This window comes from Enterobacter sp. GD03975, assembly GCF_029838645.1.
Taxonomy (GTDB): Bacteria; Pseudomonadota; Gammaproteobacteria; order Enterobacterales; family Enterobacteriaceae; genus Enterobacter; species Enterobacter quasihormaechei.
The window spans coordinates 326,061-339,958 of record NZ_JAOBZC010000001.1; the positions used below are offsets into that span (position 1 = coordinate 326,061).

Sequence of the window (13,898 nt, forward strand, 5' to 3'; positions counted from 1 at the left end):
ACTCCTTGCAGGCCGGTAAGGCATAAAATTGGTTTGCCGTGCTAACTGCGGATGACATACACTAGCCACGACGTTAACTATTTGTAAACAGGAAGATATCTATGTCACAACTCGTACATTTCCAGGGCAACCCGGTAGCTGTTGCAGGTTCCATCCCTCAGTCTGGCAGCAAAGCACAGCCTTTTACTCTGGTGGCTAAAGATCTGTCTGACGTCACGCTGAGCCAGTTTGCTGGCAAACGTAAAGTCCTGAACATTTTCCCAAGCATCGATACGGGCGTTTGCGCGGCATCCGTGCGTAAATTCAACCAGCTGGCGACCGAAATGGACAACACCGTGGTGCTGTGCATTTCTGCTGACCTGCCGTTTGCCCAGTCCCGCTTCTGCGGCGCTGAAGGCCTGAGCAACGTCATCACCCTTTCCACTCTGCGTAGCCCGGATTTCCTGGAGCAATACGGTGTTGCCATTTCCGAAGGCGCGCTGAAAGGTCTGGCTGCTCGTGCGGTGCTGGTCATCGACGAAAACGACAACGTTGTTTTCAGCGAGCTGGTTAACGAAATCACCACCGAACCGGATTACACCGCTGCACTTGAGGCACTTAAAGCCTAAACGTAAAAAAGCCTCTGCAAAGAGGCTTTTTTGTTTATTCGTCACCCTTCTTCTGATTCAACCCATATTCGCGCAGCTTATTCGCAATCGCGGTATGTGAGACCCCAAGACGTTTCGCCAGCTTGCGCGTGCTCGGATAGCTACGATAGAGCTGCGTTAACACCGAACGCTCGAAACGGCTAGTGATGTCGTCCAGCGAGCCTTCCATGGCCTCTTCGCCTACCGATACCGTCCCGGCATCGTAATCCGGCAACAAAATATCCTGAGGACGCAGTTCATACCCTTCAAGCTGAGTTAATGCGCGATAAACCGCATTTTTTAGCTGACGAATATTGCCCGGCCAGCCGTAACGCGTCAGCACGGTGCCGAGGTCGGCAGAAAGCTTCGGACGCGGCACGCCCTGCTCGTCGGCAAAACGGGCGACGAACAGCTCCGTCAACGGCATGATGTCCTGCGGGCAATCGCGCAGCGGCGGGATATTGAGCGTCAGAACGTTCAGACGATAGTAGAGATCTTCGCGGAACACCCCTTTCTGCACCAGCTCCACCAGGTTTTTCTGGGTGGCGCAGATGACGCGCACATCCACATGCACTTCATGATCTTCCCCCACGCGACGGAACGTGCCGTCATTCAGGAAGCGCAGCAGCTTCGCCTGCATGCGGGGCGACATTTCGCCAATCTCGTCCAGCAGCACCGAACCGCCGTTTGCCTGTTCAAAGAAGCCTTTTTTGCCTTCCGGCGCATGCCCGAACAGCTCGCTTTCCACCGCATCTTCCGGAATCGATGCACAGTTCAGCGCCAGATACGGTTTTGCCGCGCGCGGGCTGGCCATGTGCACAGCATGCGCCAGCAGATCTTTCCCCGTACCGGTATCACCGGTAATCAGCAGCGGCGCGGTCAGATTTGCCAGCTTGCGCGCCTGGTCGATCACGTGACGCATCTTCGGGCTTACCGCAATAATCTGGCTGAATGCGCCAACGTCCTGGCTGGACAGATTCTGTAACTGGCGGCCCATGCGCACCGTGGAGCGCAGCATGATCACTGCGCCGGTCAGCACCCGCGCGGCATTTTCGCCTTTCAGGTAGACCGGCGTGATCTCCATCAGGAAATTCTGTCCGTTGATGACGACGTGCTCGCTATGGGTATTTTGCGGGCTGCTGTCCAGCCAGCGCTGGAAATTAAATCCCGGGATCAGTTGCGTAGCGTGGTGACCGATGAGCTTTTCCTGGCTCTGCGCAAACAGCTGGCAGCTGGCCTGGTTAACGCGCTCGACTTTATTTTTCAGATCGAGAGACAGAAACGGCTCCGGCATCGCTTCCAGCAGCGCGCTCAAAGCAAGATGTTCTCGCTCGGACGGCATCCAGGGGATGGTGCGAACATCCGTAACGCCAGCGATACGGCGGATTTCCGCCATCAGGCTACTGAAGGTATTGAATTCAATTTCGGCAAAGTTGAGGTAAATTCGCCCGACAGGGTCGATCTCAATGCCACGTAAATCAATGCTACGTAAAACAAGAAGATCGAGTAACTCGCGGGTCAGACCGAGACGGTCCTCACAAAAGACTTCCAGACGCATGGGAAATTCACCGTTTAAGCCATTAACAGTAAAATGATATGTCAGATCACGGTGTTCGGGAAGGTGGCTGTCAACAAATATTGACAGCCCGCACGATTAGTAAACAAATCCTCACTGCACAGGTTTTTTACTGAGCGTCTCTTTAAGCTGACCTACCAGCTCGCGGCGGAAATCGCCCAATCGCGGCTTGTCGCCGTCGATCCAGGGAAGTGGACGACAGACCTCCATCGCTTTAATGCCTAAGCGTGCTGTCAGCAGACCGGCACCGATCCCCTGCGCCGCCCGCGCGGAGAGACGCGCCGCGAGATCCTGCGACATCCAGTCCATTCCGACCTCGCGCACCAGTTCGCTGGCCCCGGCAAAGGCGATATTCAGCAACACCAGTTTGAACAGGCGCAGACGGCTGTAATAGCCAAGCTCAATGCCGTACAGCCTGGCGATGCGGTTAATCAGGCGCAGGTTGCGCCAGGCGATAAAGGCCATGTCCACCATCGCCAGCGGGCTAACGGCGATCATCAGCGTGGATTCCGCCGCCGAACGGCTGATCTCACGGCGAGCCTGCGCATCCAGTACCGGCTGGACAATATGGGCATATAGCGTGACCACCTCCTGATCATTCTGGGTTTCGTGGATCGCCGCATACCAGCGCTGTAGCGCCGGATGAGCGTGATCTATCCCGGCCTGAGCCGCGAGCTTTTCACAAAATGCGCGCCCTTTTCCCGTGCCGTGGCTGTGTAGCAAATCCCGCGCTTCTTCGCGTTCGTGCGCGCGCTGACGCAGACGCCATAGGCGACGCCACTCGGTGACGACTGAGCCTACGCCCGCACCAACGATCAACACTCCGGCGGCACAGCCACCCAACGCCACCCAATCCTGGGTTTGCCAGGCATTGACGCCCCACTGCACGCCCTGCCCGATTACGCTCGCGCCAAAAAGGGCCAGCCCGGCGGTGACCATCTTGCGCCACAGGCTGCGTTTCGGGCGCAGTGCCGCGTCAACGACCGCTTCCGCCTGCCCCTCTTCAACCAGCGGTTCCTCTGTCAGCACGGGAGCAAAGTTGTCGGCCTGCGGGCCGCTGAAGGTTTGCGCCGTTTTGAACGCTTCATGCGGGGTCTGATCAAGCTGACCGGTAAAATCAATGCGTGGTTTCAACGGTTCCGTCATCGCAATTTATCTCCAATCAAAAACTCCAGCGCCGCATCCAGACGGATGTGCGGCAGTGGCTGGTCAACGTTCATCCTCTGCGGACGGAAGGCTTCGAACTGAAAACCCTGGCTTTGCCAGAAGGCCTGGCCCGGCAGACGCGCGGGAACTTCCCCCGGATAGACCGTGAGCGGCTCCCCGTCGCTGAGGCGGTTGCCCCGAAGGGCCGGAATTTTCTCGCCGTTAACGTCAATCAAACCGCTTTGCGTAGCCTGTACGGACGCCAGCCCCAGACAATCCATGCCGATCCCTTCGAAAGCCGCATTCTGCCAGGCATCCTGCACCAGCTGTTGCAGCAGGGAGACCATATTGGCGTGCTGATCGACTGTCACATGGTCCGCTTTTGTGGCGGCAAATAACAGCTTATCGATGACCGGAGAGAACAAACGGCGAAACAGGGTACGCTGTCCGTAATGGAAACTCTGCATCAGCTGCGTCAGCGCCAGCCGCATATCATTGAACGCCTGCGGCCCGCTGTTGAGCGGTTGCAGGCAGTCCACCAGCACGATCTGGCGGTCAAAGCGTAAAAAGTGATTTTTATAAAAGCCCTTAACCACCTTTTCACAGTAGTAGTTGTATCGCTCGCGGAGCATACCGGCGTTGGTGGTCTTGTCCGCCTGCGCCAGCTTCGATTCGCCGATGCTGTCAACGTCCGGCCACGGGAAAAACTGGAGCGCGGGGGCGCCGGCTAAATCACCCGGCAGCACAAAACGGCCCGGCTGGATAAAATGAAGCCCCTCTTGTTTGCACTGGTGCAGGTAATCCGTCCAGGCTTCGGCTATGACGGCCAGACGATTTTCATCCGCCGGCGCCAGCGGATCCAGCCCTTCGCAAAGCTGGCGCCATTTGGTCGACCACTCTGCCCGCTGCCCCTGCAACAGACCTGTCATCTGTCGGGACCAGCTCAGGTAATCCTGCGCCAGCATTGGTAAATCAAGCAGCCATTCACCCGGATAATCCACAATTTCGAGATACAGCGTGGACGTTTCTTTGAAGTGACGCATCAGGGATTCATTCGAGCGGAAACGAAGCGCAAGGCGAATTTCGCTCACGCCACGCGTCGGGGTGGGCCAGGCGGGAGGCTCCCCGTACAACTGTGCCAGACCTTCATCATAGGTGAAACGGGGGATGCCAAAATCACGTTGCGGTACGCGTTTCACGCCCAACAGCCGCTCCTCACGCACCGCGCTTAGCAGCGGCAGCCGCGCTCCCGCATGCAGGTTCATCAGCTGATTGACCATCGCCGTAATGAATGCCGTCTTACCGCTGCGGCTCAGCCCCGTCACGGCAAGACGCAGGTGGCGATCAACGCCACGGTTCACCAGAGAATTGAATTCGTTTTTAAGTCGCTTCATCGCCGTCCTTCATTGCTGGAACCCTGAAAAGAGTCACTTCAGAATACAGTAAATTGGGGCAGATCGTTGATTATCAATTCTTAATTATTGCTATTGCCGTTTTCTCTCCAGTAAGATGGGCGCAATTGCTGTCCGTCTGGAGTGAGTAAGGTGTATGTCACCCACCATCTATGATATTGCCCGCGTTGCTGGCGTTTCGAAATCAACCGTGTCACGCGTTCTGAATAAACAAACGAATATTTCTCCTGAAGCGCGTGAAAAGGTGTTGAAGGCGATAGATGAATTAAATTACCAGCCTAATAAACTTGCCCGCGCACTCACCTCTTCTGGCTTCGACGCCATTATGGTTATTTCGACCCGCTCAACCAAAACCACTGCTGGAAATCCCTTTTTCTCTGATGTACTGCATGCCATAACGGCAAAAGCAGAAGAGGAAGGTTTTGATGTTATTTTACAAACGTCCAAAAGCAGTGAAGACGATCTGCAAAAATGCGTGGGTAAAATAAAGCAGAAGATGATCAAAGGGATCATCATGCTAAGCTCGCCGGCGAACGAGTCTTTTTTCTCGACGCTGGATGAATACGGTGTGCCCGTGGTTGTTATTGGTAAAGTGGAAGGGAATTACCAGAATATCTATTCTGTCGATACGGATAATTTCCGCGACAGTGCCATATTAACAGACTCGTTTATCAAGCATGGCCGCACCAAAATTGCCTGCCTGCATGCCCCGCTCGATTATCACGTTTCTATCGATCGCCTGGCGGGCTATAAGTCCAGCCTTGAGAAACACGGCATCGAAATTAACCCAGCCTGGATTATCGATGGCGGATATACCCACGAAAGCGCGCTTAAGGCGGCCAGCCAGCTCCTCTCCTCAGACAACCCGCCCGATGCGGTTTTTGCAACTGACAGCATGAAATTGCTGAGTCTTTATCGTGCCGCGGATGCGCTAAATCTGACGATCCCGGAGCAGGTTGCCATGGCAGGATACAGCGACCCGATGCTGTCTCTCATCTTGACCCCTGCACCCGGCGGCTTTGATATCCCAACGAGAAAGCTGGGCGAAGAGAGCTGCACTCTTTTATTCAAGTGCATTGCAAGTAAACCTGCGCCGCATAAGGTGTTGGTTGAAACCCACTTTACAGATGCGGCTTCGTTACGCTAAAAACCAGGGGCAAACGCCCCTGGTATCACGTCATCAGAACGCGTAATTCACGCCGACACCCGCATAGTGGAAGCGGTCGCTGTCACCTTCGTCATGATTTTCCCATTCGTAGGCATACTCGAGCGTCATGGAAAGGCCATTCGCAAAGTCGTAAGCATAGAGCAGCCCCAGTCGGTTGAAGTCATGCCCTTCACGGGTTGGATCGTCCTGCCAGTCCCAGTTTGACCAGCGATCGAGCCCCAGACGGGTGTAAGGCGTAAGCGTTGTCTGGCCTAATGAAACCGGCAGGTAGGCACGAATTTCCTGGGTGGAGAATTCACCGTTATTACGTGAACTGTCCATATTGAAACCACGCTCTAAATAGTAATTAACTTTTGCAGAGACGGTTTCGTTTATTGTCCAGGTAAAACCGGTTTCCGTTTCAACACGGCTGTCAGAATAACCGGTTTTTCCCAGGTCATTCGCAAACTGATACATGGCAAACCAACCGCTAAAACGCCAGTCATCGGTTAATTTCAGATCCCAGTCTGGCTGAATTTTGTAGCGCTGCATATTAGCACTGCCGTCTTTCGCACCGTGTTCATCTTTAAAATGATATCCATAATTACGGAAACCGCCCGTAAGACCCAGCGTAAAATCATCGGTGCCAATGAAGCGATACCGTAATTCGAATTCAGGGCGATCGAAATAGGTGCCGCGCGTCATGCTGCTGTAATCAACCGGGCCTTCCTGATACATGGCCAGTGAAATGGTCCACGCATCATACGTGGCGTTAAACCACACGGAAGGTTCATATAATCCATCTTTATCGTCACCCTGCCCTTCGACGTTTTCAATTTCATACATGGCACCAATATTAAACTCCCAGTGTTTTGCTGTTTCTGTTGCTTGCGCGCAGCTAACCCCTGCGCACAGAACGAGCGCAGCACTTCTTAGTAGAGTACTCATTAAAATATTCCTTTATAATTAACTCACAAAAAAACCGGAAATTTTCATTTCCGGCGAACACCTTTCTTATCTAATTGCTGCTTCAGTTTCAGCATCGAAGAAATGGCACTTACTCATATCGAACTGGATGCCGATAATATCTCCTGCGACGTAATCATCCGCTGCACCCGCACGGACCACCAGTTCATGCCCACCCACGGTGGCATACAGCATAAATTCTGCCCCGGTGAGTTCCGCGACGCTGATTTTCGCCGTAACGTTTTCACCGCTACGCTGTAGAGTAAGAATGTCTTCAGGACGGATCCCAAAGACGACCGCTTTACGCTGGTAACCCTGTGCATTCAGTTCGGCGAGCTTGTCTTCCGGGATCTCCAGGCGCAGCGTTTCCGTCACGAAATAGCGATCGTCGATCGCGCCACGAATAAAGTTCATCGCAGGTGAACCAATGAACCCTGCCACGAACATATTCGCGGGCTCGTTGTAGACCTGTTTCGGCGCGCCCACCTGCTGGATGATGCCGTCTTTTAAAATCACGATGCGGGTCGCCATCGTCATGGCTTCCGTCTGATCGTGCGTCACGTAAATCATGGTGGTATTGAGCTTCTGGTGCAGCTTGCTGATTTCAGCGCGCATTTGCACACGAAGCTTGGCATCAAGGTTTGACAGCGGTTCATCCATCAGGAAAACCCCGGCTTCGCGCACTATCGCCCTGCCTAACGCCACGCGCTGGCGCTGACCGCCGGACAACGCGCCAGGTTTACGCTGGAGATAGTCGCGTAAGCCCAGGATCTGGGCCGCCCAGCTAACGCGTTCTTCGATGATGGAGGGGGCAATTTTTTGCATCTTCAGGCCAAACGCCATGTTGTCGTAGACCGTCATATGCGGATAGAGCGCATAGTTCTGGAAAACCATCGCGATATCACGAGATTTGGCGGGAACATCATTCATGCAAACCCCGTCAATAATCAGTTCACCTGCGCTGATCTCCTCGAGGCCGGCAATCATTCGAAGCGTCGTGGATTTACCACAGCCCGATGGACCGACGAAGACAATAAATTCTTTGTCTTCAATTTCGAGATTAAAATCCTTAACCACGTGGACCTGGTTATCATAGATTTTCTGAATGTGTTTCAGAGACAGTTGAGCCATTATAAATTCCTTATCAGTACGCCCGGGATGCCCAGAACGCCGTCAGGCGTTCCCAGGTCAGCTCCTGCGTTGAATGAAGTTGTAATCCCGCATGGTCCAGGCCAGGTCCAATCCCGACCGACAGCATTCCTGCGGCGTTGATCGCATCCACCCCCGCGGCGGCATCTTCAATACCGATGGCCTCTTCAGGACGCACGTTCAGTCCTTTACATGCCGCGAGGAAGATCTCCGGGTCCGGCTTTGAGCGGAGGATCCGGGAAGCATCGGCGCAAAAATCGAAGGCCTGATGAATACCCAGCGCATGCAAAATCCCCGGGGCGTTAAGCGATACGGATGCCAGCCCAATTTTGACCTCCGCAGCACGAATATCCGCCAGCACCTCGCGAATACCCGGAAGCAGCGAATCCTGCGTCAGAGACGCCAGCGACTGGACATAGAGCGCGTTTTTCCTGGCTGCTAGCGCCAGACACTGCTCTTCACTGAACATCCCCGCTTTCCCGCCGTGCTTCAGGATGCGCTGAAGAGAATCCATGCGGCTTATTCCCTTCAGTTGTTCGTTAAACACTTCGTCGAAGGTGATCCCGATCCCCTGGGCCACGGCACGCCAGGCCAGAAAGTGAAGGTGCGCGGTATCGGTGATCACCCCGTCCAGATCGAATACAACAGCGTTAAGCATCATGGCGCCCCTCCGTGGTAGCGGTCCCATTAACAGGTGCAAGAAAGTCCTGATGCGCACATACCTTCCGCCCCGATACGTTCAGCGTTTGACCCCACAGCGTCAACGTGACGGGGGCAGTAGTTTCAATGGTTAACAGATCATCTTCAAAGGTGATGTGTATTGTTGCGTCGCGCCACCGCAGCGGGAAGGCGAGTTTCCGCCAGTGAGCGGGCAGCTTCGGCGCAAGATGCAGTTCCCCGTCGCTAATGTGCATCCCGGCAAACCCCTGAATCGCCCCCAACCAGATCGCGCCGGTGGCCGCAGCATGTATACCGTCATCGCTGCTATGCGGGTCGTCCCCCAGATCGATGGCGATACCGTCACGCCAGAACGCATAGGCCCCCTCGGTGTCACCGCAGCGCGCGAGCACAATGCCGTGAATGGCTTTACTCAGTGACGAATCATGAATCGTGCGCGGCTCGTAGAACGCCAGATTGGCGGCACATTGCTGCGGCGTAAACCGTTCCGGCAGCAGGTAGTTAAGCATCACGACATCGGCCTGCTTCAGGATCTGCATCTCGTTCACTTCCGCGCGGGAGTAATCGAGCAGAATGGTCTGTTTACCCGCTTTGGCCTTGTAGCGGCTCAGATCGATGGCCGGTTTTGTCATAAAGGTATCATCCTGCGGGATCACACCCTCTGCATTGGCCTCCGGTAACCACAAACGCGCCAGAAACGTCTCGGCATTTTCCGTAAAACGCGCATCGTCACGCCCGAACATCGTCATAAACTGGCGCGCACAGGCCACGTTGTGCCAGGCCAGATAGTTGGTGTAGGCGTTGTTGTTAACATGCTCGGTGTATTCGTCCGGTCCGATCACGTCATGGATTTCCAGACGACCATTGACGTCCGTCGCGCGTCCCATCCAGAACGAAGCGGTGTCCATCAGCAACGTCAGGCCTTCGTGACGCATAAAGGCATCATCATGCGTCGCCTGCCAGTAAGCGACGACGGCCCAGGCGATATCTGCCACGATGTGGTGTTCAGCAAGTGCGGAAGCCACCTTCTGGCGAACCCCGGTACGAATGTTAATTGCCGCGAACTCAGGCGTCTCTTCCTGTCCGCTGGCGGCGCTTTCCCACGGGAACAGCGCGCCCGGCCAGCCGTTACGACGCGCTTTTTCACGGGCGCCTGAGAGATTAAGCCAGCGATAGCGCAGCAGGCTGCGGGCAATTTTTGGACGGGTAAACAGATGGAACGGCAGCAGGAAAATTTCGGTATCCCAGAAGACGTGCCCCTTGTACCCCTCACCCGTCAGCCCTTTTGCGGCGATACTGCTTCGCTCATCATGGGCAGGCGTCATTGTCGTCAGGTGCCAGACGGCGTAATCCAGCGCCAGCTGATCCTGTTGCTCCGGGGAAGTCACTTCCACACGGGCGTCGCGCCAGACGTCTTTCCAGGCATACGCTGAGCTCTCACGCAGCGCCTCGTAGCCTCTTGCCGCACAGACTTTGAGATCGGCCAGCGCGTTGCGCGCGAAAGTTTCCTGCGACAGCGCTTTATCGCTGCGATGCGTTACCCAGACGATCTTCTCAAGCATGACAGTGTCACTTTCGGCAATCGTCAGCGAATGATGCACGCTGAGCCGACGATTTTTGGCGGTGAAGCAGCTGTCGCTCTTCGTCGAGAGCTGGCAAAACGCCGAAACCACAATCTCAGAAGCCCGGTCCTGCGTTTCATACACGCCCTGCATGTAATGCTGGTCAAAGACCCTGACCGAGATTTCATCCAGATGCTGTCTGCCGCTGTTCGTTTGCGTCGCATCAATACCGGTTTTCAGCACGGCCTGCGCGGGGGCATCAAGGGGGGTGATTGCAAGCTGCATAGCCACTAAAGGCAGCTGGTCCAGCGACACAAAACGACGGCTCTCCAGCCGATAGCGTTTGCCGTTGGGTGAACGCCAGACAACGTTGCGATGCAGTTCGCCGTTTGCAAAGGCCAGCTCGCGCTGCCACTCAAGTATTTCCCCTGAAAGGAGGGTGAAATTGACGCCGTCCAGCTCAACATCAATACCGGTGATATCCGGCAGGTTGACCAGTTCAGTGGTCTCGTTGCGACCCGCGCGATGATAAAGGCCGGCAAGATACATGCCCCTGGTTTGCAGGGTGTAATCTTCTTCATGCGCAGCGCGAATGCCCATGTAGCCATTACCGCAGGTCATGACTGAGGCATATTTATTCAGGCTGTGAGGACAAAATCCCGGATCGGTTAATACAGATACGTTCAGCATAATGTCACGCTTTCCCCTGTTTCTGCGGATTCATAAAGCGCGGCGACAAGCTGTTGAATAACCAGTCCCTGCTCTGCGTCAGCGATCATCACGGGCTCACCCAGGACATGCCGTACGAAGGCATCCATGCTGCGCAGATGGCGCCGATCGTCCGCCTCTTCACGCTGGGCAAGGGTTTCCAAAACTCCGGCTTCGTCGTTATAGATATGCGCCGGGAACAGCGTTGCGCCCGCTTTCTCACCGCAGAAGGAAACGTTCATGACGGACTGCTCGCGGATGTTAAGCGCAAAGGAGGTATCCAGACGCAGAACGCCGCCGTTGCAGAACTCGATCGTGCCAAACAGGGCATCTTCAACGGTAAACTGTGTGGGATCCCACTCGCCAAACTGGCCGCTGTGTTTCTGGTTTCCGAGCTTCTGGAAGCTGTGCGCGGTCACCCGCTTCACCGCCGGGAAACCCAGGACGTACATGGCGGCATCCAGCATATGAATGCCAATATCAATTAGCGGTCCGCCGCCCTGGAGCGATTTGTTGGTAAATACGCCCCAACCCGGTACACCGCAGCGGCGCAGCGCCTGCGCCGAGGTAAAGTAGACTTCACCGAGCGTGCCGTTCATCACCGCATCACGCAGCAGCTGGGTATCCAGGGCAAAGCGATGATGAAAATCATACGCGAGGACTTTTCCAGCCTTACGCGCCGCAATACGCATCTGGTCGGCCTGTTCCGGCGTCATCGCCGGCGGCTTTTCACACATCACATGACAACCCGCTTCGAGGGCCGCCATGACGTGTTCAAAATGGAACCGGTTAGGCGAACAGACGCTCACCACATCCGGTCTTACTGTCTGCAACATCTCGTGAGCGTCCTGCCATGCCGATGGAATAGCATAACGTTCCGCGAACGCCTGTGCCTGTTCAGGGCGGCTGTCCATGACAGCCACCATTTGAACATCACTGCGCGAGGCGTAATACGAGGCATGCACTTTGTCTGCAACCTGCCCGGCGCCAATGATGGCGACGCGCAGAGGCAAAGGTGTAGAAGCACTCATCACGCTCGTCATCCTTAGCATTCACGCAGGTAATTGAGTGAGTCTTGATAGGCCTTGGCCGGATCGTCGGCACGAACCCGGCATTCGTACACTACATAACCCTGATAGTTATCGGCACGCAGTCGATCGAACAGGCTGGCGAAATCGAGGCTGCCGCTGCCCGGCTGATAGCGGTGGTTATCAGCAATGTGCACATGGCCCAGCAGATCGCGGTTCTGATGCAGCGCATCCGTCAGCGAGTCTTCTTCAATGTTCATATGATAGAAATCACCGATGATCTGCACGTGCTTCAGGCCGTTCTCTTCGATATAACGACGCGCGTCGGCCAGCGTATTGATCATATGATCCTGATAACGGTTCAGCGGCTCCAGGTAGACGGTGGTCCCGGTACGCGCGGCGACCTCATCCAGCCAGCGCAAGGAGGCGCTAACCGCTTTGCGGTCACCGTCCAGGCTGCGTGGCGAGGTCATTGGCGGCAGACGGAAGGTAAACATCCCCCAGGCCGCCGGCACGATGATCCCCTTTCCGCCCACTTCCGCCAGCGCTTCCAGAATGCGTTCGATCTGCTGTAAGCCGTTCAAACGGCGTTCTTCGATGAAATCCCCGATCCAGCCGTCGTATCCGCCACACCCCGTGGTCACCGGCAGGCCGGTGGCTTTAATAGCGGCTTTAACTTCATCGAGATTTTCCACCAGCAGGCGGCCATCAATTTCATAGCCATCAAACCCCATCGCTTTGATGTATTTGAATTTTTCCATGATGTTGGTTGGGAAAAAGGCCTGGTTTTGTGTTGCGATCTTCATGATTTGCTTTCCTTAGCTTAAAAAGTGACGCCCATTTTGATGCTCAGTTCCGGGTGCTGATCGACATACTTCATATAGCTGTCCGGGCTGGTGGCGAAGGTGACGACCGGGTCGATGAGATCCTCACAGTTGAGATAACCGTTCATCAGCAGTTCCCAGCAGGTCTCTTCAATGCGCTTGCGGCTCCAGCGCGGATAGTCCGGGTTCGGTTCACTGCACGCGCGGGAGAAGACAATCTTCGCATTGTTGAAGTGCGCTTCGCGGCCCAGGTTGAAGCCCGCCGCAAACGGTTTAGCGAACGCCACGTAAGAGATCGTGCCGCCGTAGGCGAGCCCGCGCAGCGCAGATTGCAGCGCATCCGCAAAACCGCTGGTTTCGATGATCACATCCGCACCCTGTTTGCCGGTCAGTTTCTTAATTTCAAGACCGACATCGGTACCGATTGGGTTCAGGCAGTGGTCAGCACCGTGACGGCGGGCGATGTCACAGCGATGTTCGATAGGATCGACACCAATCACCACGGACGCACCGGCCTTTTTCGCCAGCTGAATGGCGATCTGGCCAATCGCGCCCAGCCCGACAACCACAACGAAATCCCCCACGCGGACGTTAGCGTCACGCACGCCGCTCATGGCGAACTGCGCCGGATCGTAGCAAACAGCGTTTTTCCAGGACGCGCCCTGCGGCATTTTGCGCAGCTTATAATTGTTCACCGCGTTGACGATGACCGTCTCCTGCAATGGGCCGTAGCAGCAGACACTGTCGCCGACCTGGTATTCCGTGACGTCTGCGCCACACTCGATGATGTCGCCGACGATCATGTTCCCCAGCTGAAATTTGCCAAATTCGATGCCGCGCGCTGCCCCTTCTTCACGTGGGGTAAACATCTGCCACTCGGCGTTGAACTCTTCATCAATGAACGGGCTTGCCGCACGAAAATCCACGACTTCGGTGCCGTGCTTCGGCGCGCCATAACGGGCGCGAATTTTCACCTCATGCGCTGCAACAGGACGATCTTCGTATTCAACCAGCGCCGCTACACGGGGCGCTGTCGCAACTAATTTTTTCATGACTCACTCCTTGTTAAAATCGGC

At 55.4% G+C, this 13,898-nt stretch carries 12 protein-coding genes; 2 read left to right on the top strand and 10 right to left on the bottom strand.

Annotated elements, in window-relative coordinates; all coding sequences use genetic code 11:
• Positions 1-101 precede the first annotated feature (101 nt).
• Positions 102-608 carry a thiol peroxidase gene (gene tpx / locus N5C09_RS01465; RefSeq protein WP_063452311.1) on the top strand — a complete coding sequence of 169 codons (507 nt, stop codon included), beginning with the start codon at positions 102-104 and terminating at the stop codon, positions 606-608.
• Positions 609-642: 34 nt separating this feature from the next.
• Here tpx and tyrR read toward each other — a convergent pair whose 3' ends face one another.
• The 3 genes from tyrR to N5C09_RS01480 form a co-directional block, all read right to left on the bottom strand.
• Positions 643-2,184 carry a transcriptional regulator TyrR gene (gene tyrR / locus N5C09_RS01470; RefSeq protein ID WP_063452310.1) on the bottom strand — a complete coding sequence of 514 codons (1,542 nt, stop codon included), beginning with the start codon at positions 2,182-2,184 and terminating at the stop codon, positions 643-645.
• A 111-nt stretch (positions 2,185-2,295) separates the two neighbouring features.
• A complete protein-coding gene (locus tag N5C09_RS01475; protein WP_279748308.1) occupies positions 2,296-3,348 on the bottom strand; it encodes a YcjF family protein in 1,053 nt (350 codons plus the stop codon).
• Positions 3,345-4,742 (bottom strand): YcjX family protein, encoded by a 1,398-nt coding sequence (locus N5C09_RS01480; protein ID WP_112791805.1) that lies wholly within the window; start codon positions 4,740-4,742, stop codon positions 3,345-3,347. Before N5C09_RS01480 ends, N5C09_RS01475 begins: the two co-directional genes overlap by 4 nt.
• Before the next feature lie 154 nt (positions 4,743-4,896).
• Between N5C09_RS01480 and N5C09_RS01485 the strand changes: the two genes are divergently transcribed.
• Positions 4,897-5,907 (top strand): LacI family DNA-binding transcriptional regulator, encoded by a 1,011-nt coding sequence (locus N5C09_RS01485; RefSeq protein ID WP_279748309.1) that lies wholly within the window; start codon positions 4,897-4,899, stop codon positions 5,905-5,907.
• A gap of 33 nt (positions 5,908-5,940) precedes the next feature.
• Here the strand turns inward: N5C09_RS01485 and N5C09_RS01490 are convergent, their stop codons facing one another.
• The 7 genes from N5C09_RS01490 to N5C09_RS01520 all read right to left on the bottom strand — a co-directional run bounded on the left by N5C09_RS01490 (position 5,941) and on the right by N5C09_RS01520 (position 13,874).
• Positions 5,941-6,855, bottom strand: coding sequence for an OmpG family monomeric porin (locus tag N5C09_RS01490; protein ID WP_063866586.1), 915 nt, complete (start codon positions 6,853-6,855; stop codon positions 5,941-5,943).
• 66 nt (positions 6,856-6,921) lie between these two features.
• A complete protein-coding gene (locus N5C09_RS01495) occupies positions 6,922-8,004 on the bottom strand; it encodes an ABC transporter ATP-binding protein (protein ID WP_107535455.1) in 1,083 nt (360 codons plus the stop codon).
• A gap of 13 nt (positions 8,005-8,017) precedes the next feature.
• Entirely contained in the window at positions 8,018-8,683 is a 666-nt protein-coding gene (gene pgmB, locus N5C09_RS01500; RefSeq protein WP_279748310.1) for a beta-phosphoglucomutase, read from the bottom strand.
• Positions 8,673-10,952, bottom strand: a complete 2,280-nt coding sequence (locus N5C09_RS01505; RefSeq protein WP_279748311.1) for a glycoside hydrolase family 65 protein — start codon at positions 10,950-10,952, stop codon at positions 8,673-8,675. Before N5C09_RS01505 ends, pgmB begins: the two co-directional genes overlap by 11 nt.
• A complete protein-coding gene (locus tag N5C09_RS01510; protein ID WP_279748312.1) occupies positions 10,946-12,004 on the bottom strand; it encodes a Gfo/Idh/MocA family oxidoreductase in 1,059 nt (352 codons plus the stop codon). The genes N5C09_RS01505 and N5C09_RS01510 overlap by 7 nt, the downstream gene beginning before the upstream one ends.
• Positions 12,005-12,015: 11 nt before the next feature.
• Positions 12,016-12,804 (bottom strand): sugar phosphate isomerase/epimerase, encoded by a 789-nt coding sequence (locus N5C09_RS01515; RefSeq protein WP_279748313.1) that lies wholly within the window; start codon positions 12,802-12,804, stop codon positions 12,016-12,018.
• Positions 12,805-12,821: 17 nt separating this feature from the next.
• Positions 12,822-13,874, bottom strand: a complete 1,053-nt coding sequence (locus N5C09_RS01520; protein WP_279748314.1) for a zinc-binding alcohol dehydrogenase — start codon at positions 13,872-13,874, stop codon at positions 12,822-12,824.
• Positions 13,875-13,898 lie beyond the last annotated feature (24 nt).